Consider the following 25,477-nt stretch of genomic DNA (forward strand, 5'->3'; position numbering starts at 1 on the left):
CTACAGGCGATATATACATGAAACGATCTCCTTTAGCCGGGGCGTGCTTGCTCGCGCTCTCGCTGATGATGGGGAGCGGTGCGGCGGTCGCAAAAACGCCGCCCGACCAGCTCATCATCGGCATGAATATGAACAACCTCCTGACCCTCGACCCGGCGGCAATGACCGGTAACGAAGTGGTCGGCATTGTGGTCAATCTCTATGATTCGCTGGTGGAGCTGGATCCGAACGAACTCACCAACGTCAGGCCCGCGCTGGCAACGTCATGGGATATTTCGCCGGACCGTCAAACCCTGACCTTCCATCTGCGCGATGACGTGAAGTTTCACTCCGGCAACCCGCTCACGGCGGAGGACGTGGTCTGGTCGATGCGCCGCCTGCTGCACCTCAACCTTGCGCAGGCGTCGGTGTGGAAATCCTACGGATTTTCAAAGAAAAACATCGATAGTCACATCAGCGCACCCGATGCGAACACGGTGCAGATTGTCCTGCCAAAGGCCAACGACCCGCAGCTGGTGATTTACTCCCTTGGCGCGCTCGGCAATCTCGGCGTGCTCGACAGCAAAACGGTGCAGCAGCACGCGGTCAACAACGACTGGGGCAACCGCTGGCTGACCACCAACGAAGCCGGTTCCGGCCCGTTTATGCTGGAGACCTGGCAGGCGAAGGACGTGCTGCGCATGCAGCGTAACCCGCACTACTGGCGCGACGCGCCGAAGATGAGCCGCGTGGTGCTGCGCCATTTCCAGGAGTCGCAAACCCTGCGCCTGATGATTGAAAAGGGTGACCTCGACATTGCCAACAATATGGCGGTGGCGGACATCAACGCCCTGCGTAAAGACCCCCAGCTCACCGTGGAAGCCGTGCAAAAAGGCACGGTCTACTACGTGGCGATGAGCATGAAGGAGGCCCATTTCGCTAACCCGAAGGTGCGCGAAGCGGTGCGCTACCTGATTGACTATCAGGGCATCAATAAAGCGCTAATGCCGGGCTATGGTGTGCTGCACCAGCGCCCCATCAAGGCGGGTATGCCATCAACGCTGCCGGACCCGGGCTATAAGCTCGATATCCCTCGTGCCAAAAAGCTGCTGGCAGAGGCGGGTTATCCGGACGGATTTGATACGACCCTGAGGGTGCTGGCGGATCAGCCGTTCCTGAATATTGCCATTGCGGTGCAGTCAACGCTGATGCAGGCGGGGATTAACGCCAAAATCATCACCGGCACCGGGAACCAGATCTACGGCGCAATGCGCGAGCGCAGGTTCGACATGCTGGTCGGGCGCGGGGGCAGCGGGGTAGAGCCACATCCGCACTCCAGCCTGCGCGCGCTGGTCTATAACCCGGACAACAGTGACGAAGCCCGGCTGACCAATTTCCAGGGCTGGCGCACCAGTTTTTACGATAAGCCGCTCAACGAGATGATCGACAAGGCCCTGCTGGAGCGCGATCCGAAGAAACAGGTCGCCGACTACCAGCAGATCCAGGTGCGCTACGACGCGCTGATCCCGGCGATGATCCCCCTGTCGCAGATGGTGGATTCGGTGGTGGTGCGTAACGAGGTGAAGAACTTTCAGTCGCACCCGTCGGCCACGACCTTCCTGCGCGACGTCTACAAAACCGGAGGTGAAAAATGAGCGTGGCGATCCTCGCGCCCGGCTCCCGGGCCCGGCGCTTCTCAACGCGGCTCACGCAGGTGCTGGTAACGCTGTTCGGCCTGCTGCTGCTGACCTTTTTCATCGGCCGCGTGATGCCCGTCGACCCGGTGCTGGCGATTGTTGGCCCGGATGCTGACCACAGCACCTACCAGCAGGTCTATCACCAGCTGGGGTTCGATAAATCTCTGCTGACGCAGTTCGGCATTTACCTCAGTAACCTTCTGCACGGCGATTTGGGCAACGCGCTGCTGACGGGCAAACCGGTGACCGCCGATATCCTGCGCGTTTTCCCGGCGACGCTTGAGCTGGCGACGATGGCGATAATCGTCGGCGCGGGCTTAGGCATCCCGCTGGGGGTGCTGGCGGCGGCGCGTCGCAACAGCGTTTCCGACTACGTGGTGCGCATCATCAGCCTCGCGGGTTACTCCACGCCCATTTTCTGGGTCGGGATGATGGGGCTGCTGCTGTTCTACGCCTGGCTTGGCTGGGTGGGGGGCGCGGGACGTCTGGATCTCGGACTGGAGGGGGTAGTCCCACGCCGCACCGGACTGATGACGGTGGATGCGCTGCTGGCCGGGAACGGCGCAGTGTTCTGGAACGCTGTTAACCATCTGGTTTTACCGGCCTCGCTGCTCGGCTTCCACTCGCTGGCCTACATCAGCCGCATGACCCGCAGCTTTATGCTGGCGCAACTGTCGCAGGAGTTCATCATCACCGCGCGGGTGAAAGGCCTGACCGAGCGTCAGGTGATCTGGAATCACGCGTTTCGCAATATCCTCGTACAGCTGCTGACGGTGGTGGCGCTGGCCTACGGCTCGCTGCTGGAAGGGGCGGTGCTGATTGAGACCGTCTTCTCCTGGCCGGGCTTCGGTTCGTATCTCACCGGCAGCCTGCTCCTCGGGGATATGAACGCGGTCATGGGCTGCGTGCTGCTGGTGGGGGTTATCTTCGTGATGCTCAACCTGCTCTCCGACATGCTGTATCAACTCTTTGACCCGAGGACGAAATCATGACCGTTTCTCTGGATACGCCGCTGGGGGCAGGGCCGTCAGAAAGCCGCCAGCGTATCAAGCGTACGCTGGGCCGCGCCGCCGATTTTGTCGGCAAGATGGCGCGCAACCCGCTCACCGCCATCGGCGGCGGGATTATCCTGCTGCTGCTGATTGTGGCGGCCTTCGCGCCGCTGATCGCGCCATACAATCCGCTGGTACAGGACCTTAATAACGCGCTGGTCGCCCCGAACGCGCAGCACTGGTTCGGCACCGACGAGTTTGGCCGCGATATCTTCAGCCGCCTGGTGTATGGCTCGCGCATCACGCTCTATATCGTGCTGCTGGTCTCCGTGACCGTCGGCCCGCTGGGGCTGTTGCTGGGCGTCACCGCAGGCTATTTCGGCGGCAAGGTGGATGCCGTGCTGATGCGCGTGACCGATATCTTTATCTCCTTCCCGAGCCTGGTGCTGGCGCTGGCGTTTGTGGCGGCGCTGGGTCCCGGGCTGGAGCACGTGGTTATTGCGATCACACTCACCGCCTGGCCGCCGATTGCCCGTCTGGCGCGCGCCGAAACGCTCTCCCTGCGTCAGGCCGATTTTATCTCCGCCGTGCGTCTGCAGGGGGCGTCATCGGTGCGCGTGCTGTGGCGCCACATCGTGCCGCTGTGCCTGCCGTCGGTGATTATCCGTATCACCATGAACATGGCGGGGATCATTCTCACCGCTGCCGGATTGGGCTTCCTCGGCCTTGGCGCACAGCCGCCGGAGCCGGAGTGGGGGGCAATGATCTCCAGCGGTCGCACCTACATGATGGAGTGCTGGTGGGTAGTGACTATTCCGGGGCTGGCGATCCTGATCAACAGCCTGGCGTTCAACTTCTTAGGAGATGGCCTACGTGACATCCTCGATCCTCGCAGCGAATAACCCGCTGCTCGACGTGCGCGACCTCCACGTCGATTTCATCAACGGCGGCGCAGTAACCCACGCAGTGCGCGGCGTCTCTTTCCAACTCGGACGCGAAAAGCTGGCGATTGTCGGCGAGTCCGGCTCCGGCAAATCCACCGTCGGGCGGGCGCTGCTGCGCCTGCATCCGGCCAAAGCGCAAATCAGCGCTTCGCGGATGCAGTTTGGCGACGTCGATTTACACTCTGTCAGCGAGGCGCAGATGCGTGGCATTCGCGGCAAGCGTATCTCGATGATCATGCAGGACCCGAAATACTCGCTTAACCCGGTGGTTTGCGTGGGCGATCAAATTGCCGAAGCCTGGCTGACCCATCATCCGGGGCGCAAGGCGGAAGCGAAAGCCAAAGTGCTGGAAATGCTCGACGTGGTGCGCATTCGCCAGCCCGGGCGGGTGTATCACCTCTATCCGCACGAGATTTCCGGCGGGCAGGGGCAGCGCATCATGATCGCCATGATGCTGATCACCGACCCGGAACTGGTGATTGCCGACGAACCGACCTCGGCGCTGGACGTGTCGGTGCGTTTACAGGTGCTCGGCCTGCTCGACGACCTGGTGCAGTCCCGCGGGCTGGGGCTGATCTTTATCAGTCACGACATCAACCTGGTGCGCAGCTTCTGCGACCGGGTGCTGGTGATGTACGCCGGGCGCGTGGTGGAGTCGATTGCCGCGAAGGATCTGCACAACGCGAAGCATCCGTACACGCAGGGTTTAATCAGCGCGCTGCCGGAAATCAACCATCGCCGTCCGACGCTGCCGGTATTACAGCGTCAGGCCAGCTGGCTCACCGAGTAAGGAGCAGAGATGATCGAGATTAACCACCTCAACCTGGCGTTCGGCCAAGGCGAGAAGCGCAATCAGGTACTGGACGATGTGAATATCAGCGTGAAAGAGGGCGAGATTTATGGCCTGGTGGGGGAGTCCGGTTCGGGCAAAACCACGGTGCTCAAATGTCTGGCCGGGCTGTTTATCCACTGGGACGGTGAGCTGGCGATTGGCGGCAGGCCGTTGGAAAAGCGCATCAGCCGGGAACGGTGCCGTCGGGTGCAGATGGTGTTTCAGGACCCGTACGGTTCGCTGCATCCGCGCCACACTATCGGGGATATTCTGGAGGAGCCGCTGCAGATCCACGGCATAAAAGACCGCGACAGACGTATTCATACGTTGCTGGATAAGGTGGGGCTAAACCGGGCGTTTCGCGACCGTTATCCGCACCAGCTTTCCGGCGGCCAGCGCCAGCGCGTGGCGATTGCCAGAGCGCTGATTCTGGAGCCGCAGGTGCTGCTGCTGGATGAGCCGACCTCGGCGCTGGACGTCTCCGTGCAGGCGGAAATCCTCAACCTGCTGGCGGAGCTTCAGCGTGAGTCAAATTTGACCTACCTGATGGTGACGCACGATCTGGGCGTGATTGCCCACCTGTGCCAGAAGGTGGCGGTGATGCAGTACGGCAAAATCCTCGAAAGCCTGACCGTCGACGCGCTGGTGGCCGGACAGGCCAAAACCGACTATACGCGGATGCTGCTCAATGCCAGCCAGCAGTATTCACGCGAGATGGCGCGAGAGGTGGCGGTGTATTAGGATTGTGCGGTTTTTAGCCGGGTGGCGGCTACGCCTTACCCGGCCTACAGTACCGAGCGCGTAGGTCGGGTAAGGCGTAGCCGCCACCCGACAAAACCTCAGCGCAAAAGTGCGCAGTCCGGCGGCAAACGGCACTGCAGCGCGCCCGGTAAAACCTCAATACGGAACCGCTCTCCACTCAGCGGTTCACCATCAAGATTAAACGTCATACCGTGTGGGGCGATCACCTCAAACCACGCGGATTTCCCGGCAATAATGTTTGGGCTTTCCTCTGGCTGCGTCAGCGTGGTGAACAGCGCGGGCAGCAGTCCGTCGCCGGTGAAAATCCGCAGCTGGAGCTGACCGTCGTTGATCAACGCTTCCGGGCAAAGCTGTTGTCCGCCGCCCGCCTGACGCCCGTTGCCGATGCCAATCACCAGCGCGTCGCCCTGCCAGTGGAAGTTCTCACCGTGGATTTCACAGCGGTCGGGCTTCAGCGTGTCCATGCGCATCAGGCCGTGGATCAGGTATGACACGCCGCCCAGCGCCGCCTTTAGCTTTTCCGGCGTTTCGCTGGTAATGCGCGTACCAAAGCCGCCCGTCGCCATATTGATAAAGCAGGTTTTATCATTCACCAGCGCAATGTCTACGGCGGTCGCTTTACCCAGAATTGCCAGCTGTAGCGCTTTCCCGAAGTCTTCTGGGATCCCGGCACTGGTGGCAAAATCATTAGCCGTGCCAAGCGGCAAAATCCCCATCACCGGGAGGTCTGTCGTCGACAGGTCGATAAGGGCGGAGGCGATCTCATTGATGGTGCCATCTCCGCCGCCGGAAATAATGGTTTTGACGCCCAGCCGGATGCCTTCATCGATGTACCGTGCCGCGTCGCCTTTTTCAAACGTCACCCGCACGTGAATGCGCGCACCGTCTTCCCGTAATTCGGTAATGGCCTGCCGAAGCACATCGTTGCCCGCACTTTTGCCGTTGAGAATCAATAAACTGTCTGGATAGGTTGCCATCCGCGCTGCTCCCTTTTTTAGCGTTAGTTAGAGTGTATAGCAGAGAGGAAAAAAGCGGGTAAGAACAGGATGAAAGGAAAAAAATAAGCCCACGTAAGGGAGATTACGCGGGCTAAGGAGGTGGTTCCTGGTACAGCTAGCATTTATGGGTTATGTTTTTCAGCGGTGGGGATAATACCCGTATTGAACGAAGCGGTATGTGATCCGATTCTAAGAATTATCCCGATGTGAAAAAATCCCGCTGATTGACTATTTGCTGTGCGGATTTCGGGTGTTTTCACCCTCGAAATTGCGCATCAGCAGCGCAAACTCCAGCTCCACTTCTTCAGGTACCGGCAGCCAGACGACGTGTCCGTCGCCCGGTGCGACGTCAATCGCTTCACCCTTTTTGTTTTCCAGATGCTCCAGGCGAAAGTTCATGTTGCCCTGCGGGGTCATCAGCTCCAGGCTGTCGCCTTTGGTGAATTTGTTTTTCACCGCCACGGCCGCCAGCGCGCCTTTGCGCTCGCCGGTGAAATCGCCGACAAACTGCTGGCGCTCAGAAATGGAGTAGCCGTGCTCGTAGTTCTGATAATCATCGTGGGTATGACGACGCAGGAAGCCTTCGGTGTAGCCGCGATGCGCCAGACCTTCCAGCGTCTCCAGCAGGGTGGTATCGAAGGGTTTACCGGCAGCGGCATCGTCGATAGCCTTGCGGTACACCTGCGCGGTACGCGCGCAGTAGTAGTAGGACTTGGTGCGGCCTTCGATTTTCAGGGAGTGCACGCCCATCTGAGTCAGGCGCTCGACGTGCGCGATGGCGCGCAGGTCTTTGGAGTTCATGATGTAGGTGCCGTGCTCGTCTTCAAAGGCGGTCATGTACTCGCCCGGACGCTTGGCTTCTTCAATCATAAACACGCTGTCGGTTGGCGCGCCGACGCCCAGCGTTGGCTCAACGTTGGTCACCGGGATCGGCTCGTGCTTGTGCACGATGTTGCCGATGTCATCCTCTTTGCCTTCCTGGACGTTATATTCCCAGCGGCAGGCGTTAGTGCAGGTGCCCTGGTTCGGGTCGCGCTTGTTGATATAGCCAGACAGCAGGCAGCGGCCGGAGTAGGCCATGCACAGCGCACCGTGGACGAAAATCTCGATTTCCATATCCGGCACCTGGGTGCGGATCTCTTCGATCTCTTCGAGGGAAAGCTCGCGAGACAGAATGACGCGGGTTAGCCCCATCTGCTTCCAGAACTTCACCGTCGCCCAGTTGACGGCGTTGGCCTGAACGGAGAGGTGAATATCCATCTCCGGGAAGTGCTCCCGAACCAGCATGATTAAACCCGGGTCCGACATGATCAGCGCGTCCGGCCCCATCTCCACGACCGGCTTCAGATCGCGGATGAACGTTTTCAGCTTGGCGTTGTGCGGCGCGATATTCACCACCACGTAGAATTTTTTGCCCAGGGCATGCGCTTCGTTGATGCCGAGCTGCAGGTTCTCGTGGTTGAATTCGTTGTTGCGCACGCGCAGCGAGTAGCGCGGCTGGCCCGCGTACACCGCATCGGCACCATAGGCGAAAGCGTAACGCATATTTTGCAGCGTTCCCGCCGGGGAAAGGAGTTCCGGTTTAAACATGATTGTTCTCGTTCTGATGACAGGTCAGATCCGCGTGCACCTGGTGCAGCGGTAAGGGGAGATCCCCCACTTTAAGGGCGGGCATTGTAGCGCTGTGGGGCAGGGAGGTAAAGCGCCGGGTCGCGTCACCGCGCTCCCGGCGTGCTTCGTGCCGTCAGGTGTTGTCTTTTACCGTCTGGGCAGACCCGTTGGTTTTGACCGAGGCTATGCCCTTATCACGCGATTGTTCCGTTGCATAAAGCTGGCTGCTGCCAATCACCTGATGGTTGCCCGCCTTTAGATTGAAATGGAACTTCCCGTTCGAGGCCGTTTTCTTATCAAAGCGCTCGTCCAGGGGGCTGTTTGTGCGTACGGAAGCAATGCCGTTTTCAGCCGCACTTTTGCTGGTATAAAGCTCGCTGGTAAGAATGATCTCACCGTTGCCAGCTTTCAGCACAAACCTGAACTGACCATCACTGCTTTTACTTAATTCGAACCAACCAGACATAGGTACTCCTTTATCGAAGGTAAAATCATCAGCACCAGTTATAAATAAGCGAACCGGTAAAAAGAGTATGGTTGATTCATGGATTGATTCCAGAAAAGAAAAACCCGCCAGAGGCGGGTTTCTGAGGGGTTATGTTAAACAATCCTGCAGGCATCCGCTTCCCAGCGATACCCCACGCCATACACCGCGCGAATAAACGACTGGTCGGCATCCAGCGCCTCCAGCTTGCGGCGCAGGTTTTTAATATGGCTGTCGATGGTGCGGTCGGTCACGACGCGGTAATCGTCATACAGGTGGTTCAGCAGCTGTTCGCGGGAGAATACTTTTCCCGGCTCGTGGGAGAGGGTTTTCAGCAGGCGGAACTCCGCAGGCGTCAGGTCCAGCAGCTTGCTGCGCCAGCTTGCCTGGAAGCGGCTTTCGTCGACAATCAGCGGGCTTTCGGCGTCGAGCACCTGAAGCTCGCGCTGCGGCCTGCAGCGGCGCAGAATGGTTTTCACGCGGGCGACCACTTCACGCGGGCTGTAGGGTTTGCAGATATAATCGTCCGCGCCTATTTCAAGTCCCAGCAGGCGGTCGATTTCTTCTATTTTGGCGGTCACCATCACGATGGGCACGTCGGAGAAACGACGAATTTCGCGGCACAGGGTCAGGCCGTCAGTACCCGGCAGCATCAGGTCAAGCAGGATCAGGTCCGGCGGCGTCTGGCGTACGTAGGGCAACACCCGATCGCCATGATTAATCAGCGACGGGGCATAGCTTGCCGCGCGTAAATAGTCGATCAGTAACTGCCCAAGCTTAGGCTCGTCTTCCACAATCAAAATGCGTGGCGTGTTTTCGTCAATCGGTAACTCGGTCATGCTTCTCTCGATAAATCCCGTTCCAGAGGTAACTCTACTGTAATGCTAACCCCGCCAAAAGGCGAATGGGCGGCGCGGAGGGTGCCGTTGTGGGCTTCGACGATGTTAACGCAAATCGCCAGCCCCAGCCCGGAGCCGCCGCTGGCGCGGTTACGCGATCCTTCAGTGCGATAAAACCGCTCAAACAGTCTCTCCAGCTGCGCATCCTGCACGCCGGGGGCGGAATCCGCGAAGGTGAGGGCGAAGCGTCCGTTTTCCTGCCTGCCGGAAATATGCAGCCCGCCGCCGCTGTCGGTGTAGCGCAGGCTGTTTTCCAGCAGGTTGTTGAACAGCTGCATCAGCCTGTCTTTATCGCCAAACACCACCGCGCTGTCCGGCAGGGAGAGGTCGATTTTCAGGTTGCGGCTGGCAAAGCGCTCGCGGAAGGCGCCGCTGATCACTTCCAGAATGTTAATCACGTCGACCGGCGCTTTCTGGTAGGCCAGCGCGCCTTCGTCGGACATGGAGAGCTGATGCAGGTCGTCCACCAGCTTGGTCAGCGTACCCACTTCCGCCTGCAGCGAGGCCACGGATTCGGGCGTAAACTGACGCACGCCGTCCTGAATCGCCTCCAGCTCGCCGCGCAGCACCGCCAGCGGGGTGCGCAGCTCGTGGGAAATATCGGCCATAAAGTCGCGGCGCATCTGCTGGTTCTTCTCCAGCGTGCTGGCGAGCTGGTTAAAGTCCTGCGCCAGCTTGCCCAGTTCGTCCTGGCTGCGGGTGTCGACGCGGGTGGTAAAGTCCCCGGCGGCCAGCCTGTGCGTGCCTTCCACCAGCCGTTTCACCGGGGCGAGCAAACCGCGCGCCAGCGGGAAGGTGGCGAGCGCGGCGAGCAGCGTCGACAGGGCGACAATCAGCCAGCTGGTCTGACGCTGCTGGCGGTCAAAGTTAATATCGGTATTGCGCGTCAGGCGTTCCACCGGCGAGGCGATCACCCAGCCCACCGTGGCGCCGTTAGCCGTGATGGCGCGCCGCGTGCCGTCCGGCGGTATCGGTGCGCGCGGCCCAACCAGCGTGCGCATGTCCTGGTCTATCACCCAAAACTGGGTGCGCCAGCCGTGTGGCGGCATACCTGGGCCCGGGCGGTCGTCGTCATTATCGTGCTCCAGCGAGCGCAGGATCTGGAAGATAAATCGGTCATTGTTGCGCAGGAACCGCCAGTTGCCGTGCTGCGTATACTGCTCGCCCAGCGCATCGCTTAACCCCTGCAGGCGCTGTTCGTTGCCGTGCTTGATGTAGTCAATAAACCCGCGCTCAAAGCTGACCCGCACCGCCCAGTGCATGGTGATCAGCAGGACGATACAGGTGGCAAAAATCGCCACAAAGAGTTTGCCGGTAATACCCGGACGCCAGAATTTCATGGTGCACTCCTTTTGCCGCGTCGGATCACGACGTTCTTAGTGGTGTCATTCGGGACTCTGGCGAAGATGACGGCGGGCAGGGCGATAATCACCGCCATGCTGAGATAAGTATATAAAAAGACCTGATGCGCAACGGGCGTGTCCACGCTGAGATGGTGCTGCCCGTACATGCCGAGCAGCAGGCCCGCAATGGTCACGCCGACGCTCATGGAAAGCTGCATGACCATCGACAGCAGGCTGTTGCCGCTGCTCGCCAGCTCGTCCGGCAGATCTTTCAGCGTCAGGGTGTTCATCGACGAGAAGCGCATGGAGTTGATGATCCCCTGGCAAAACAGCACCAGCGGCAGGACGTAATACCAGCCCATCAGCGCCACGGCCATAAACAGCAGGCTTACCAGCGCCAACCCCAGCGTGGCGGCGACCAGCACGTGGCGGTAGCCAAAGCGGTTCACCACTTGCACCACGATACGCTTCATCCCCATGCTGCCGAGCACCATCGGGATCATCATCAGACCTGCGTGGAACGGCGAAAAACCCATGCCAATTTGCAGAAACACGGGCGTCATAAACGGCAGCATCCCGCTGCCAATACGCCCGGCGAAGCTGCCGAACAGACCAAGACGGTAGGTGGGATTTTTAAACAGATTCAGGCTGAACAGCGCCTTGTCATTCTCGCGAGCATGCCACAGATACCACAGAATGGCGGTGATGCCGATAACGACCAGCATCCCCAGCGTCAGGGACGAAATGCCTAGCCCCTTTTGCCCGTCGAGCGCCAGCGTGAGCGTGGCCATGCCCGCCGCCAGCAGGATAAAGCCGAAGAAATCAAAGCGCCGCGTCTGCATTTTGTAGTTCGGCATCAGCGTCAGGGTGGCGATGGCGCCGATGATGCCAACCGGCAGGTTGATTAAGAAAATCCAGTGCCAGGAGGCGTACTCCACCAGAATCCCGCCCAGCGCCGGGCCCAGCAGCGGCCCCACCTGACCGGGTAACGTCACAAAGGTCATCGCCGCCATATACTGCTCGCGCGGCACAATCTTCATCACCGTTAGCCGCCCGACCGGCACCATCATCGCGCCACCGACGCCCTGCAGCACGCGCGCCATCACCAGCTGGTCGAGGGTGTTGGCCTGGGCACAAAACAGCGATCCGGTGGTAAACAGCACGATGGCGGTAAAAAAAATATTGCGCACGCCCACTTTGTCCGCCAGCCAGCCGCTGGCAGGCAGCATGACCGCTACCGTCAGCACGTAGGAGACAATAACCATATGCATGTGCAGCGGGCTCTCTCCCAGGCTTTTCGCCATTGAGGGGAGGGCCGTATTAACGATGGTCGTATCGAGCGACTGCATAAAGAAGCCGAACGCGACTATCCACAGCTGCCAGCGAACGTTATTGGGGAGGTCGGTCATTTACTCGGTCACCGTGGTTCTCTTTTTACGTGAAAAGCGCAGCCGCAGGCGGTCAAAGAACAGATAGACCACCGGCGTGGTGTACAGCGTCAGCAGCTGGCTCATTACCAGCCCGCCGACAATGGTGATCCCCAGCGGCTGACGCAGTTCAGAACCGTCTCCACCCGATATCACCAGCGGCAGCGCGCCAAACAGCGCCGCCAGGGTGGTCATCATAATCGGGCGGAAGCGCAGCAGACAGGCCTGGAAGATCGCCTCTTCCGGCGTCAGGTTGCCGTTGCGCTGGGCGTCCAGCGCGAAGTCGACCATCATAATGGCGTTTTTCTTCACAATGCCGATTAACAGCATGATCCCGATGAGCGCGATGAGGCTGAACGGGGCACCGAACAATTCCAGCGCCAGCAGCGCCCCCACGCCCGCCGACGGTAGCGTCGAGAGAATGGTCAGCGGGTGGACGTAGCTCTCATACAGCACGCCCAGCACAATATAAACCGTCGCAATCGCCGCCAGAATCAAAATCACCTGCGAGTTCATCGTCTCCTGGAACACCTGCGCCGTGCCGGCAAAGCTGCCGCGCACGGTGGACGGCACGCCAAGCTGCGTCATGGCGCGGTTGATGGCATCGCTGGCCTCTGAGAGCGACGAGCCGGTTGGCAGGTTAAACGAAATGGTCGAGGCCGCCGAAAGGCCCTGATGGTTAACCGACAGCGGCGCATTTGACGGCTGCCAGCTGGCGAAGTACGACAGCGGGATGGCCTTGCCGTCGCTGTTGATGACAAACATCTTGTCCAGCGCGCTGATGTCCTGGGTGTAGCGCGGGTCAACCTCCATCACCACCTTGTACTGGTTCATCGGCTGATAGATGGTAGAAATCTCGCGCTGACCAAAAGCGTTGTTCAGCAGGCTGTTAGCCGCTGCCACGTCAATGCCCAGTCGCGACATGGTTTCGCGGTCGTAGGTGAGCGCCATCTCCGCGCCGTTGTCCTGCTGATCTGAGTTGACGTCCGCCAGCGCCGGCAGGGCGGCCAGCGCTTTGCGGATCTTCGGCTCCCACTCGCGCAAGGCGGCTAAATCATCCGAGAGCAGAGTGTACTGATAGCTGGCGTTGGCCTGACGGCCGCCGACGCGGATATCCTGAACGGCCATCAAAAACAGGTTCGCGCCCGGCTCTTTGGCGAGCTTCACGCGCAGGCGGTCAATGACCTGCTGCGCGGTAAGGTTACGCTCGTCGCGGGGCTTGAGGGTAATAAACATCATCCCGCTGTTGACGCGCGACCCGCCGGTAAAGCCGGTGACGTTATCCACCGCCGGATCTTCACGAATGATCTTCATAAAGTCCTGCAGCTTGCCGCGCATCGCCTGGAACGAAATGCTCTGGTCGGCCTGAATACCGCCCATCAGCACGCCGGTATCCTGCTCCGGGAAGAAGGTTTTCGGGATGGTGATATACATCCAGACGTTCAGGCCAATGGTGGCGATAAGCACTAGCCCGACCAGCCGCGTATGGTTTAGCACCCACTTCAGCGATGTACCGTAGCCTTCCTGCATCGCCATCAGAACACGACCAAAGCCTTTACGGCGCGGCTGGGTGTGCGGCTTGCTGCGCTTGAGCATCCAGCCGCACATCATCGGCGTGAGCGTGAGCGAGATAACCAGCGAGATACCTATCGCCACGGAGAGCGTGACGGCAAACTCGCGCAGTAATCTGCCCGGCAGCCCGCCCATCAGCAGCAGCGGCAGGAATACCGCCACCAGCGACAGGCTCATGGAGAGCACGGTAAAACCAACCTCGCGCGTCCCTTGCAGCGCCGCCTGCAGCGGCTTCACGCCCGCTTCCAGATGGCGGGATATATTCTCCAGCACCACGATGGCGTCATCCACCACGAAGCCGGTGGCAATCGTCAGCGCCATCAGCGACAGGTTGTTAAGGCTAAAGCCGCACAGGTACATGGCGGCAAAGGTGCCAATCAGCGAGACCGGCACCGCCACCGCCGGGATCAGCGTCGCGCGGCCTGAGCGCAGGAACAGGAACACCACCAGGATCACCAGCGCCACGGAGATGATCAGCGTCTGCTCCACCTCTTCAAGCGAGGCGCGAATGGTCGGGGAGCGATCCTGCGCAATCTGCAGATCGATGGCCGCCGGAATGGTCTCCTGCAGCTCCGGCAAGCGCTCGCGGATGCTGTTGACCGTCTGGATGATGTTGGCTTCCGGCAGCTTGCGGATCATCAGCAGGATCGCCGGTTTGGCGTTGGTCATCCCGGCGTTACGCACGTCCTGCACCGAATCGGTGACGCTGGCAACGTCGCTTAAGCGCACCGCCGCGCCGTTGTTGTAGTGAATAATCAGCGGCTGGTATTCCGCGGCGGTTTTCAGCTCGTCATTGGTCTGGAGCTGCCAGCGGTGGCTGCCGTCCTCAATCGCCCCCTGCGGTTTGCGCACGTTGGCGTTGCTGATGGCGGAACGCACGTCGTCCAGCGACACGCCCTGATTAAACAGCGCCTGCGGGTTCAGCCCCACGCGCACGGCGGGCAGGGAGCTGCCGCCGACGTCAACGTCACCCACGCCGTCAATCTGGGCGATGGTCTGCGCCAGCTGCGTAGAGGCGAAGTCGTACAGTTGACCCTGCGAGTAGGTGTCCGAGGTGAGCGTCAGGATCATGATCGGCGCGTCGGACGGGTTGGCTTTACGATAGGTCGGTCGGCTCGGCATACCGCTCGGAAGCAGGCTTTGTGCGGCGTTGATCGCTGCCTGCACGTCGCGGGCGGCACCGTTAATATCCCGGTCGAAGTTGAATTCCAGAATAATGCGCGTGCTGCCCAGCGAGCTGCTGGAGGTCATCTCGTTGACCCCTGCAATGCGCCCGAGCGAACGCTCCAGCGGCGTGGCGACCGACGAGGCCATGGTTTCCGGCGACGCGCCGGGCAGCGAGGCGCTGACCATGATCACCGGGAAATCCACCTGCGGCAGCGGGGCCACCGGCAGCAGCCGGAAGCCGAGCACGCCGCACAGGGTGATGGCGACGGAGAGTAAAATTGTCGCCACCGGTCGGTAAATGAAGAGGGCGAAAAACTTCACTTACGCCTCCTCTTCACGTTTCGGGAAGCGGCTTTTCGCCCACAGCGCCAGGCGGTCAAACAGCAGGTAGATCACCGGCGTGGTAAAGAGCGTCAGCACCTGGCTGACCAGCAGACCGCCAACCATGCCGATCCCCAGCGGGCGGCGCAGCTCAGCACCGACGCCGGTGCTGAGCATCAGAGGCAGCGCGCCCAGCAGGGCGGCGAGGGTTGTCATCAGGATCGGACGAAAACGCAGCAGACAGGCCTGGAAGATGGCATCGCGCGGCGACATCCCCTGCTCGCGCTCGGCGGCCAGGGCGAAGTCGATCATCATGATGGCGTTTTTCTTCACGATGCCGATAAGCAGGATAATGCCGATAATGGCAATGACGTCCAGCTCGCTGCCCGCCAGCATCAGCGCCAGCAGCGCCCCCACGCCTGCGGTCGGCAGGGTAGAGAGGATGGTGATCGGGTGAATAAAGCTTTCGTACAGCACGCCGAGCACGATGTACATCGCGACCACCGCCGCGACGATCAGCCAGACGGTGTTGCCCAGCGCGGCCTGGAACGCCAGCGTGCTCCCCTGGAACTGGGTCTGAATATCAGACGGGAAGCTGAGTTCTTTTTCGGCGCTCAGAATGGCCTCTACCGCTTCGCCCAGCGAGTATCCGTCCGGCACGTTAAACGAAATGGTGGTGGACGGGAACTGATCCAGGTGGTTGATCGACAGCGGGGTATAGCGTTCCTCCACGCTGGCAATGGCGCTTAACGGCACGATCCCGCCGTCTTTACTGGTCAGGCGCACCGAGTCCAGCGCGGCGAGGCCCGGCGTGTTATCCGTGTTGTGCTCCAGCACCACGCGATACTGGTTCGCCTGGGTGTAGATGGTGGAAATCAGGCGCTGACCAAAGGCGTTATAGAGCGCGTTGTCCACGTCCGCCATGGTAATGCCCAGACGGCTGGCGGTGTCGCGGTTGACGTTCACGTACGCCGCGAGCCCTTTATCCTGCCAGTCGCTGCTGACGTCGGAGAGCTGCGGCAGCGCTTTCAGTTTTTCCACCAGCTGCGGCACCCAGGTGCTGAGGGCATCCAGCGTGGTCGCCTGTAGCGTGAACTGATACTGCGTGCGGCTGACCTGGGTATCAATGGTTAAATCCTGAATGGGCTGCAGGTAAAGCGCAATGCCCGGCACCCGCGCGACGGCGTTTTGCAGACGCTCAATGACGGCGTTAACGCGGTCGTCGCGGTCATCCAGCGGCTTGAGGTTGATCTGCAGGCGCGCGCTGTTGAGCGACGGATTGGTACCATCCACCCCCACGTAGGAGGTCAGGCTCTCCACCGCCGGGTCCTTCATAATGATTTCAGAGACCTGCTGCTGGCGTTGCGCCATATTGGCGAACGAGACCGACTGCGGGGCCTGAAGCGTGCCCTGAATAATGCCGTTGTCCTGGATCGGGAAGAAGCCTTTCGGAATGAAAATCCACAACATCACGCTGAGCGCCAGGGTACCCAGCGCCACGCCGAGCGTTGCCCACGGATGGTTCAGGACTTTCGCCAGCACGCGACCGTAGGCGGCAATGATCCGGTCAAACATGCGCTCGGAGGCGCGTGAGAAGCGGTTTTGTTTGCGCAGCGACGCGTGGCTCAGCATGCGGGCGCACATCATCGGCGTCAGGGTCAGCGAGACCACGGCGGAGATCAAAATGGCGACCGCCAGCGTCACGGCAAACTCGCGGAACAGACGTCCGACGATATCGCCCATAAACAGCAGCGGGATCAGCACCGCAATCAGCGAGAAGGTCAGCGAGATGATGGTAAAACCGATTTCGCCCGCGCCCTTCAGCGCGGCGGCTAAGGGCTTCTCACCTTTTTCGATGTAGCGCGAAATGTTCTCGATAACGACGATAGCGTCATCCACCACGAACCCGGTGGCGATGGTCAGCGCCATCAGCGTCAGGTTGTTGATCGAAAAATCGAGGAACACCATCACCGCGAAGGTGCCGACCAGCGAGAGCGGCACGGCGACGGCGGGGATAATGGTTGCCGGGACGTTGCGCAGGAACAGGTAGATGATCATGACGACCAGCGCAATCGCCAGCATTAGCTCAAACTGGGTGTCGGTAACCGACGCGCGAATGTTGGTGGTGCGGTCGGAAAGGACCTTCACGCTGACCGATTTCGGCAGGCTTTCAATCAGCTGCGGCAGCATGGTGCGAATGCTGTCGGCGGTGTCGATGATGTTCGCACCCGGCTGGCGCTGCACGTTCATCACGATCGCCTGCTGCTTGTTGGCCCACGCCCCCAGCCAGCTGTTTTCCGCCCCTTGCTCAACGGTCGCCACGTCGCCCAGACGGATCGGCGCACCGTTCTGGTAGGCCACAATGAGCTGACGGTATTCATCGGCAGACTGCATCTGGTCGTTGGCGGAAAGCGTCACGGCGCGGGTTGGACCGTCCAGCGAGCCTTTTGCCGAGTTGACGTTAGCATTGCTGATGGCGGTGCGGATGGTTTCGCTGGTCAGGCCCAGCGCGGCAATGGCCTGCGCGTTCAGCTTCACGCGAACGGCCGGGCGCTGGCCGCCTGCCAGCGTAACGAGCCCCACGCCCGAGACCTGCGAAATTTTCTGCGCCACGCGTGTTTCAACCATGTCTTCCACCTGCGTCATCGGCATGGCGGAGGAGGTGACGGCGAGCGTCATGATCGGCGGATCCGCCGGGTTCACCTTGCTGTAGACCGGCGGGTTAGGCAGGTCAGACGGCAGCAGGTTGGTGGCGGCGTTGATCGCGGCCTGCACCTCCTGCTCGGCGACGTCCAGCGAGAGCGTCAGCTGGAACTGCAGCGTCACGACGGATGCCCCACCGGAGCTTTGCGAGGACATCTGCTTCAGGCCAGACATCTGCCCAAACTGGCGCTCCAGCGGTGCGGTAATGGCGGACGTCACCACGTCCGGGCTGGCACCCGGATAGAGCGTTACCACCTGGATGGTTGGATAATCCACTTCCGGCAGCGCCGACACGGGCAAGAAGCGGTAGCCGATAATCCCGGCCAGCAGGATCGCCACCATCAACAGCGTGGTGGCGACAGGTCGCAAAATAAACAGGCGTGAAGGCCCACCTGTAGAGCCTGGTGGCATCACCTGCATCAGGCTTTCGCTCCCTGTTTCGCGGGTTCAACCACTTCCACTTTCGCACCTTCGGTCAGGCGGTCGATGCCGTCTGTCACCACACGGTCGCCAGCGGAAAGCCCGGCGGCGATCACCACCGTCTGGCTGTCCTGAATCCCGGTTTTCACCAGATGTTTACTGACTTTATTGTCGCTGTTCAGTACCCAGACGAAGTTACCTTCGTTACCCATCTGCAGCGCAGCCGTTGGGATCACCACCGCGTTCTCTTCGGTCGCGACCAGCATTCGCGCATTGACGAACTGGTTCGGGAAGAGAGCATCGTCCTGGTTGTTAAAGCGCGCCTTCAGCTTGATGGTGCCGGTCGTTGTGTCGATCTGGTTATCCAGGCTGAGCAGAGTACCTTCGCTCAGCTTCTGCTTGTTGGTGCGGTCCCAGGCTTCCACGACCAGCCCCTTTCCGGCTTTTTGCGCCTGCACCACGGTGGCAATTTCGCTTTCCGGCAGGGTAAAGACCAAATCGATCGGGTGAGTCTGGGTAATGACTACGATGCCCGTGGTGTCGCCGCTGGAGATCTGGTTGCCGATATCGACCTGTTTCAGGCCCACGCGTCCGTCAATCGGCGCGGTAATGCGGCTCCAGTCCAGCTGCAGCTGTGCGCTGGCGACGGCGGCTTCGTCGGCTTTGAGGGTGCCCTGCGTTTCGCTGACCAGCGACTGCTGGGTGTCCAGCTCCTGACGTGACACGAGGTTGGTTTTCACCAGTTGCTGGTAGCGCGCTAAATCGCGGCGAGCGTTGGCGAGGGTGGCTTTGTCTTTCGCGAGCTGTCCCTGCGCCTGGGCGAGGGCAACCTTGAACTGGCTCGGGTCGATTTCCGCCAGTAAATCACCCGCTTTGACCTGCTGTCCTTCCTGGAAGTGAATGGCCTGAAGCTGACCGTCGACGCGGCTGCGCACCGTCACGGTGTTGGCGGCAGTAATGGTCCCGAGGCCGGTAAGATAGCGAGGCACGGCCTTGTTTACCGCCGTTGCCGCCTGTACCGGTGCCAGCGCACCGCCGCGCATACCGCGACGGCCTCCGGCGGCTGGGCCCTGCGACGCGCTCGTGGCACCGGCGGATGCCGGGGCGTTAGCGGATTGGCTGTGCCAGTACCAGGCGGCGGCAAGGACCACCACAATGATGCCAGCGGCGATTGCCCAGCGGGATTTGTTACTGCCTTTCATCGTTATACGTTCTCATCCTGAAACACTTCGGGGAATGATACTAGTTTAGTCAGCTAACACAGCGGAAAAATGGAGGAAATATGGAAGACTGTCAGGAATGGTCTGAGTGTGGCGATCTTTTTAGCCGGGTGGCGCTTCGCTTACCCGGCCAACGGTTCGAGGATTTTGTAGGCCGGGTAAGGCGAAGCCGCCACCCGGCACAGTAGCCCTACCTAAACATCACCTGTGCCCAGCGCGCCAGCCCTGCGGTAACGGAGCCAAAGTCATCCCCACCTGCAATCGGAATGCCCGGCAGCTGTTCCGCCAGCGCTTTCTTGATCAGCGGCGACCGTGCGCTACCCCCGGTCAGATAGATAACATCCGGCTTCTCGTTGCCGTTTTCCAGCGCCAGCTGCACCTGTTCCAGAATGCGCTGCAGCGGCTGAGCAAGTGCGGTTTCCAGCCCGTCCTGCGAAATCGCCGTAGCCAGATCGTCACTGATAAACGGCAGCGAGACCGAATGTTCTGCGCGGTCGGAAAGCGCAATTTTACTCTCTTCCGCAGTACGTACCACGCGGTAGCTCAGGCGCTGACGCCACACCTTATACAGCAGCGCGACCTTGTCGGCGTCCTGCGCGTCGCGCACCAGATCGTTCAGGAAGCGGCCGTTCGCGGTGCTGTAAAAATCACTTTGCGCAGGCACGTCGTTAATGGCAATCGCGTTCCACCACGGCAGGATCGGCAGGGCGATGCCTTTTTCCGTTTGGCCGCCCATGCCGAGCAGCGGCATCAGGCTCTTGAATGCCAGCGCGATATCCAGATCGTTACCGCCTACGCGGCAGCCGCTGTGCCCGAGCAGGCTATTTTCACGATCGCGACGGTTATGCCACTCTGGCCCCATCAGCAGCAGCGAGCAGTCCGTGGTGCCCCCGCCGATATCCACGACTAATACGCGTTTTTCTTCCGTCAGCGTGGCTTCAAAATCCAGCCCGGCGGCAACGGGCTCATACTGGAACACCACGTCGCGGAAGCCCGCGCGGTGCGCCGCACGCTCAAGGATCCCCTGCGCCTGCTGGTTGGCCTCATCGCCGCCCAGCCCCTGGAAGTTGATCGGGCGACCAATCACCGCCTGGGTGATGGCATCCGGCACCTGGGTCTGCGCCTGATTTCTGATGTGCAGCATCATGGCGCACACCAGATCTTCAAACATCGCCACCTGCTGCGGCTTCAGGCCGCTGGCACCCAGGAAGGATTTCGGTGATTTGACGAAGTAAACCTCTTCCGGATCTTCAATATAGTGACCGAGCGAGGAGAGGCCGAACTGCACGCTGGACGGCGTAACGTCGATATCTTCTTCACGGTTAAAGCTGACCGCACGGCGCAGCAGCGCCTGGGTTTCCGCTGCGGTAGCAGGAACCTGGTGATGGCGGAACAGCCATTCGCTGACCGCTTCGCGCGTTGGCGCGCAGAGCATTGACGGCAGCAGCGTGCTCTCTTTCTCCATTTTCAGCAGCTGCGGCTGTCCGTTTTGCATAATCGCAACCGAGCAGTTTGCCGTACCGTAGTCGAATCCAATAAACACGATAAATCCCCATGCCAGTGAGAAGGGGCGAGACTTTAACGAAATGTCTTCATGGCGACAACAGGAATATGAAAGCAAGGCGAAACAGGACCTTTCCGTTTATGCTGTGGAGAACCCAAAAGGAGAGATGATGTACACCCTGACCTGGCAACCCCCTTACGACTGGCAGTGGATGTTTAGCTTTCTTGGCGCGCGTGCGGTCACGGGCATTGAAACCGTCACGGGCGACTACTACGAGCGCAGTTTCGCCTGCGATGGCCATCGGGGCGTCTTTCGCGTGACGCCAGATACCGCGGCCCATACGCTGGTCGTGACGCTCAGTCCGGGACTTATCCCGGTTGCACAGACCTGCCTTGAACGTATAGCGCGCCTGTTCGATCTCGCCTGTAACCCACAGCTCATCGCGGATACGCTGGGCGATCTCGGTGCCGCGCGGCCGGGCTTGCGTTTGCCAGGGGCAATGGATGCCTACGAACAGGGCGTGCGGGCGATTCTTGGGCAGCTGGTGAGCGTGGCGATGGCGGCGAAACTGACGTCGCGGGTGGTGGCGCTGTGCGGCGAACCGGTGGCGGATTGTCCGGGCTATCTCTGTTTCCCCACGCCGGACGCGCTGGCGGCAGCGGACCCTATGGCGCTGAAAGCCTTAGGCATGCCGGTAAAGCGGGCGGAGTCGTTGATTCATCTGGCACAGTCGGCGATCGACGGGACGCTTCCGCTTTCCCCGCCCGCGGATATTGAGGCCGGAATGAAGGCGCTACAGCAGCGGCCGGGAATTGGTCGCTGGACGGCAAACTATCTGGCCCTGCGCGGGTGGCAGGCGAAAGATGTCTTTCTGCCGGATGATTATCTGATTAAGCAACGCTTTGCCGGCATGACGCCCGCGCAAATCCGTCGCTATGCCGAACGCTGGCAGCCGTGGCGCTCCTATGCGCTGTTACACATCTGGTATACCGACGGCTGGTCACCTTTAATTGATGGCGAAGTAACTGGTATTCAGCAGTAGCTCCAGCGGCTGCGCTTCAGCAATGGTATCGCCGTAAATGAAGTCGATACCAATGCCTGAAAGCGTATCCATGACGATCGGCTGATGACAGGGTCCCGCCAGGGTTTTCATCCCCAGACGCTGAGCGTGCCCCTGGATAATGGTCACCATCATTTCGTCCATCAAATTGCCGTGAACGTTGTTAACCACGTCGGTATCCAGCATCAGATAATCAGCCATGTTGGGGCTCAGGTGGTTAACGTCATTCATATCGCGTCCCACGTGGCTTAACACCACGCGGCAGCCCGCATGGCGGAGTTTTTGCAAATTACGCTGCGCGTTTTCATCCGGGTTGCGCACCACGTCAACCGGGATAACCAGATGCAGCAGACGGCCGGGCAGCGGGCTTTTCTCAAGCAAATCGAGCAGTTCATCCACCAGCGTGACGCTGGCTAATCCGGCTTCCGAGAGCGGCAGGGCAACGCCCATGCCTTTTGCAGCGACGGGCGCGGCAAAGGTACGGAAGAACTCGTTGAAGATCCGCCTGTCGAGGGCGTGCAGCAGTTCAGGCTCCGCCAGACCTGAGCGGAAGGCATGCTCTTCCTGCATTTCACCCTGGCTGGTCCACAGGCGGAGCGACAGCAGCCAGAAGCTGGCGCTTTCCGGAATGCGCGGGGAGGCGACGCTGCGGGCAATCATCATCAGATGATTGTCTTTGATCATATGCCACTGCTCGTCCAGTGACATCATGCTGCGGTTGCTGTGGATCCGCTCCTGCTGTGGCTCGTAGAGCGTGACCACACCACGACCGCTGTTTTTCGAGGCATAACAGGCGATATCTGCCTGAGACATCACTTCCGCCGCCTGATGGTTACTCTCATCAATCAGCGTGATACCCGCGCTGGCGCCGATCCGGTGCAGCCGTCCTTCCCACGTGAAGTGATAGTTATTGATGGTGTTAATCAGCCGTCCCGCGATATATCGCGCGCTTTCGAGATTGCAGTCCGGCAGCAGGAGGCCAAACTCATCCCCGCCCAGTCGCGCCAGAACATCGCTGGAGCGTAGCATGGTCAGCATGAGGGAGGAGAGTTCCCGCAGAAGGGCGTCGCCCGCGGCATGACCTGCCGTATCGTTAACGGCTTTGAAGCGATCGAGATCGATAAACACCAGCGCATGACGCTGGTGCGTCTCCTGCACCGTTTGCAGCAGACGTTTGAGATGGTTCTCGAAACTGACGCGGTTTGCGAGCCGGGTTAGCGCATCATGGGAGGCGCTATAGCTCAGCTGGCGCAGCATTTTGCGCGACTCGGTCACGTCCTGAATCACCAGTACGGAGCCAATATTGTGCCCGTCCAGAGTACTTAATGGAGTGATGCTGTAGTGAATGTCGAAGCTCCCGCCGTTGCGGCAGTTGAGCACCACGTCCTGTTCGATATCGGACCGTGACATATCGCCGCTGTGGATGTTCTCCATCAACGGTCCATTTTCGCCAAAGGTAATGTGCAGCACGCGCAGGATCGGTTGCCCGATGGCCTCGGTTTGCGGCCAGCCGCTCATCTTCTCGGCGACCGGGTTCATAAAGGTGACGTTCATGTCGATGTCGGTACAGATCACCGCTTCGCCGATGGAGTCGAGCGTAATATGCAGACGCTCCTTTTCCTGGAACAGCGCTTCGTTAAGCTGCTTCACTTCGGTCATATCCATATTGATGCCGAGCAGGCGTTCCACCTCGCCCTGCTTGTTCAGCACCCGATTGGCCAGCGAGCGAATGTGGCGAATGCCGTCCTTCACCCGAATGCGAAATTCCAGCTTAAACGGCAGCCTTGCGATTAATGAATCGCGCAGCACTTTTTCAGCATGCTCCCGGTCTTCTGGCACCATGGCGTCATGCCAGAGCTGCCAGGTCGGTTTGATGTGCGGCGGGATTTCGTAAAGCTCGAACATCCGCTTGTCCCAGCTAATAATATCCGGCTCCAGATCCCACTCCCAGATGCCAATCCCGCCCGCTTCGTTGGCGAGCGTAATGCGCTCCATCAGGCGTTTGTTGACCCACTCGGTTTGTTTCAGGTCGTTAATATCTTCAATCTGGGCGATAAAATAGAGCGGCGTGCCGTCAGCATGACGGACAACGGAGACGGCGAGCAGCGCCCAGACAACCTCGCCGTTACGGGTGTAATAGCGTTTTTCCAGCGTGTAGGTATTAATTTCGCCGCTTACCAGCTGCTCAAGTTGCTCCAGGTCGGTGTTCAAATCCTCAGGCCAGGTCAACTGCTGAAAGGTGAGGGACTGAAGCTCCGTCTGACTATAGCCAAGGAAATTGCATAACGCTTTGTTGGCCTGCAGCCACTGGCCTTCGATCCCCACCAGCGCCATCCCGATGGCGGAATACTCCATCGCATTACGAAAACGCTCTTCGCTTTCGGTAATGTGCTTGCGTTCGGCGCGAAACGCGTACATCACCATAGTCATGACGTTTGCGGGCAGCAGCATCATCAGGAAGGGGAGCCAGGGGGCATTGAACGCAACGATAACATTCTGCGGCGTTATGGACGCCGGATTTCTTGCCATCATCAGGGAGACCATCATGATAGTGGCTAAAAATACCAGGTAGGCTTCCATCCGCGGCAGGCGAACGGCGCTCCACATCAGCAGAACGATGACGCAGGTGAAAGGCCACGGAAGCCAGGTGATCGCCGCCCAACAGAGCACCAGCGTTATCACCGTCGTCACCAGCGTTTCCAGCAGCAGTTTCGGGTTACGGTGACGCAGCAGGTAGTGTGGTTTAAACAGCAGTCCTAGTGGCACCAGCGCCAGCGCGCCGATGGATTCCGACAACACCCAAATGAGGAAATTACGCAGGGGTTCAGGGTTCGGTACCAGTAAATAAACCAGTACCCCGCCCACAAGAGGCGGGATCAACGCACTGCCCACGGCCAGGCGGATCCAGTCGTTCAGGTTCTGCAGCGGGTTGTACCAGGGGAGCAGTTTGCGTAACAGTAACGCCCCCACGCACGCCTCGATAATATTCACAAAGGTATAGGCGAGGTTGAGGGATCCCCATGAGAACAGCATCCACGAGGCCAGAATATTGCCGAACGAACAGGCCAACGCAATGCCCGGCCACATTTTCCCGGCGTGGCGATAAAAGGCCACCATCATGATGGACGTCGGGAACCACAGCGGTGCCAGCAGCGTACCAAAGCGGGTTAGCTCGAGTGAAAATAAGGTAAAAATGAAGGTGACCAGGCCCAGGCAGACAAGTCGTAATAAAGGATGTGGGGTGGTAACCAAAACCCGTTGGTATTGTTTATTCATTACCGCTCTATCCAGGGACGCCATGCCGTCAGGAGCGAGGTCCGGGCGCGTGAAAGGATTAATTTCGTTTATGCTAGTACAAACAATTTACAAATCATATGCTGACTGCTCAGATTTTGACATCATAGACTTATTAAATAGTTACTCCGGGAAAAATTCCGGGTGAACGCCGAAAAAGCAGGCATTAAAATTTCACTCAGGGCGTAAAAAGAGACTTTTCAGGCAGTCTCGCATAACCTGCGCTTTCGACTGGTATCACGCCCGCG

The 25,477-nt window shown here is 59.8% G+C and carries 17 protein-coding genes; 6 read left to right on the forward strand and 11 right to left on the reverse strand.

Annotated elements, in window-relative coordinates:
* Positions 1-17: 17 nt before the first annotated feature.
* Genes AC2T6E_RS08710 through AC2T6E_RS08730 form a run of 5 tightly spaced genes read left to right on the forward strand, consistent with a single transcriptional unit; the run spans position 18 to position 5,185 of the window.
* Entirely contained in the window at positions 18-1,634 is a 1,617-nt protein-coding gene (locus tag AC2T6E_RS08710) for an ABC transporter substrate-binding protein (protein WP_108416562.1), read from the forward strand.
* A complete protein-coding gene (locus AC2T6E_RS08715; RefSeq protein WP_108416561.1) occupies positions 1,631-2,668 on the forward strand; it encodes an ABC transporter permease in 1,038 nt (345 codons plus the stop codon). Before AC2T6E_RS08710 ends, AC2T6E_RS08715 begins: the two co-directional genes overlap by 4 nt.
* Positions 2,665-3,570, forward strand: coding sequence for an ABC transporter permease (locus AC2T6E_RS08720; RefSeq protein WP_458667136.1), 906 nt, complete (start codon positions 2,665-2,667; stop codon positions 3,568-3,570). The genes AC2T6E_RS08715 and AC2T6E_RS08720 overlap by 4 nt, the downstream gene beginning before the upstream one ends.
* Positions 3,542-4,402, forward strand: coding sequence for an ABC transporter ATP-binding protein (locus AC2T6E_RS08725; RefSeq protein ID WP_089599852.1), 861 nt, complete (start codon positions 3,542-3,544; stop codon positions 4,400-4,402). Before AC2T6E_RS08720 ends, AC2T6E_RS08725 begins: the two co-directional genes overlap by 29 nt.
* 9 nt (positions 4,403-4,411) lie before the next feature.
* Positions 4,412-5,185 (forward strand): ABC transporter ATP-binding protein, encoded by a 774-nt coding sequence (locus AC2T6E_RS08730; protein ID WP_458667138.1) that lies wholly within the window; start codon positions 4,412-4,414, stop codon positions 5,183-5,185.
* 98 nt (positions 5,186-5,283) lie between these two features.
* Here AC2T6E_RS08730 and yegS read toward each other — a convergent pair whose 3' ends face one another.
* The 10 genes from yegS to yegD all read right to left on the reverse strand — a co-directional run bounded on the left by yegS (position 5,284) and on the right by yegD (position 20,914).
* Positions 5,284-6,183, reverse strand: coding sequence for a lipid kinase YegS (gene yegS, locus AC2T6E_RS08735; RefSeq protein WP_260662304.1), 900 nt, complete (start codon positions 6,181-6,183; stop codon positions 5,284-5,286).
* A 249-nt stretch (positions 6,184-6,432) separates the two neighbouring features.
* A complete protein-coding gene (trhP, locus tag AC2T6E_RS08740) occupies positions 6,433-7,794 on the reverse strand; it encodes a prephenate-dependent tRNA uridine(34) hydroxylase TrhP (protein ID WP_010433709.1) in 1,362 nt (453 codons plus the stop codon).
* Positions 7,795-7,948: 154 nt separating this feature from the next.
* On the reverse strand, positions 7,949-8,281 hold the full coding sequence (locus AC2T6E_RS08745) for a YegP family protein (RefSeq protein ID WP_010433711.1): 333 nt from the start codon (positions 8,279-8,281) through the stop codon (positions 7,949-7,951).
* Between the two features lie 134 nt (positions 8,282-8,415).
* Positions 8,416-9,138 (reverse strand): envelope stress response regulator BaeR, encoded by a 723-nt coding sequence (gene baeR / locus AC2T6E_RS08750; protein ID WP_120157855.1) that lies wholly within the window; start codon positions 9,136-9,138, stop codon positions 8,416-8,418.
* Positions 9,135-10,538, reverse strand: a complete 1,404-nt coding sequence (gene baeS, locus AC2T6E_RS08755) for an envelope stress sensor histidine kinase BaeS (protein ID WP_089599856.1) — start codon at positions 10,536-10,538, stop codon at positions 9,135-9,137. Before baeS ends, baeR begins: the two co-directional genes overlap by 4 nt.
* The gene (gene mdtD / locus AC2T6E_RS08760; protein ID WP_120157856.1) at positions 10,535-11,950 is read right to left on the reverse strand and encodes an MFS transporter; all 1,416 of its coding nucleotides are present in this window, start codon (positions 11,948-11,950) and stop codon (positions 10,535-10,537) included. Before mdtD ends, baeS begins: the two co-directional genes overlap by 4 nt.
* A complete protein-coding gene (mdtC, locus tag AC2T6E_RS08765; RefSeq protein WP_486691389.1) occupies positions 11,951-15,028 on the reverse strand; it encodes a multidrug efflux RND transporter permease subunit MdtC in 3,078 nt (1,025 codons plus the stop codon).
* Positions 15,029-18,151, reverse strand: a complete 3,123-nt coding sequence (locus tag AC2T6E_RS08770) for an MdtB/MuxB family multidrug efflux RND transporter permease subunit (RefSeq protein ID WP_486691391.1) — start codon at positions 18,149-18,151, stop codon at positions 15,029-15,031. It abuts the gene before it with no gap.
* Positions 18,151-19,353 (reverse strand): MdtA/MuxA family multidrug efflux RND transporter periplasmic adaptor subunit, encoded by a 1,203-nt coding sequence (locus AC2T6E_RS08775; RefSeq protein WP_330752776.1) that lies wholly within the window; start codon positions 19,351-19,353, stop codon positions 18,151-18,153. The genes AC2T6E_RS08770 and AC2T6E_RS08775 overlap by 1 nt, the downstream gene beginning before the upstream one ends.
* 208 nt (positions 19,354-19,561) lie before the next feature.
* The gene (yegD, locus tag AC2T6E_RS08780; RefSeq protein WP_486691393.1) at positions 19,562-20,914 is read right to left on the reverse strand and encodes a molecular chaperone; all 1,353 of its coding nucleotides are present in this window, start codon (positions 20,912-20,914) and stop codon (positions 19,562-19,564) included.
* A gap of 130 nt (positions 20,915-21,044) precedes the next feature.
* Between yegD and alkA the strand changes: the two genes are divergently transcribed.
* Positions 21,045-21,917: a DNA-3-methyladenine glycosylase 2 gene (alkA, locus tag AC2T6E_RS08785; protein ID WP_427353219.1), complete on the forward strand. Its 873-nt coding sequence runs from the start codon at positions 21,045-21,047 to the stop codon at positions 21,915-21,917.
* Here alkA and AC2T6E_RS08790 read toward each other — a convergent pair.
* Positions 21,882-25,211: a diguanylate cyclase gene (locus AC2T6E_RS08790; RefSeq protein WP_126816553.1), complete on the reverse strand. Its 3,330-nt coding sequence runs from the start codon at positions 25,209-25,211 to the stop codon at positions 21,882-21,884. The genes alkA and AC2T6E_RS08790 overlap by 36 nt on opposite strands.
* Between the last annotated feature and the right edge of the window lie 266 nt (positions 25,212-25,477).

It is taken from the genome of Enterobacter sp. B79-1 (genome assembly GCF_057444735.1).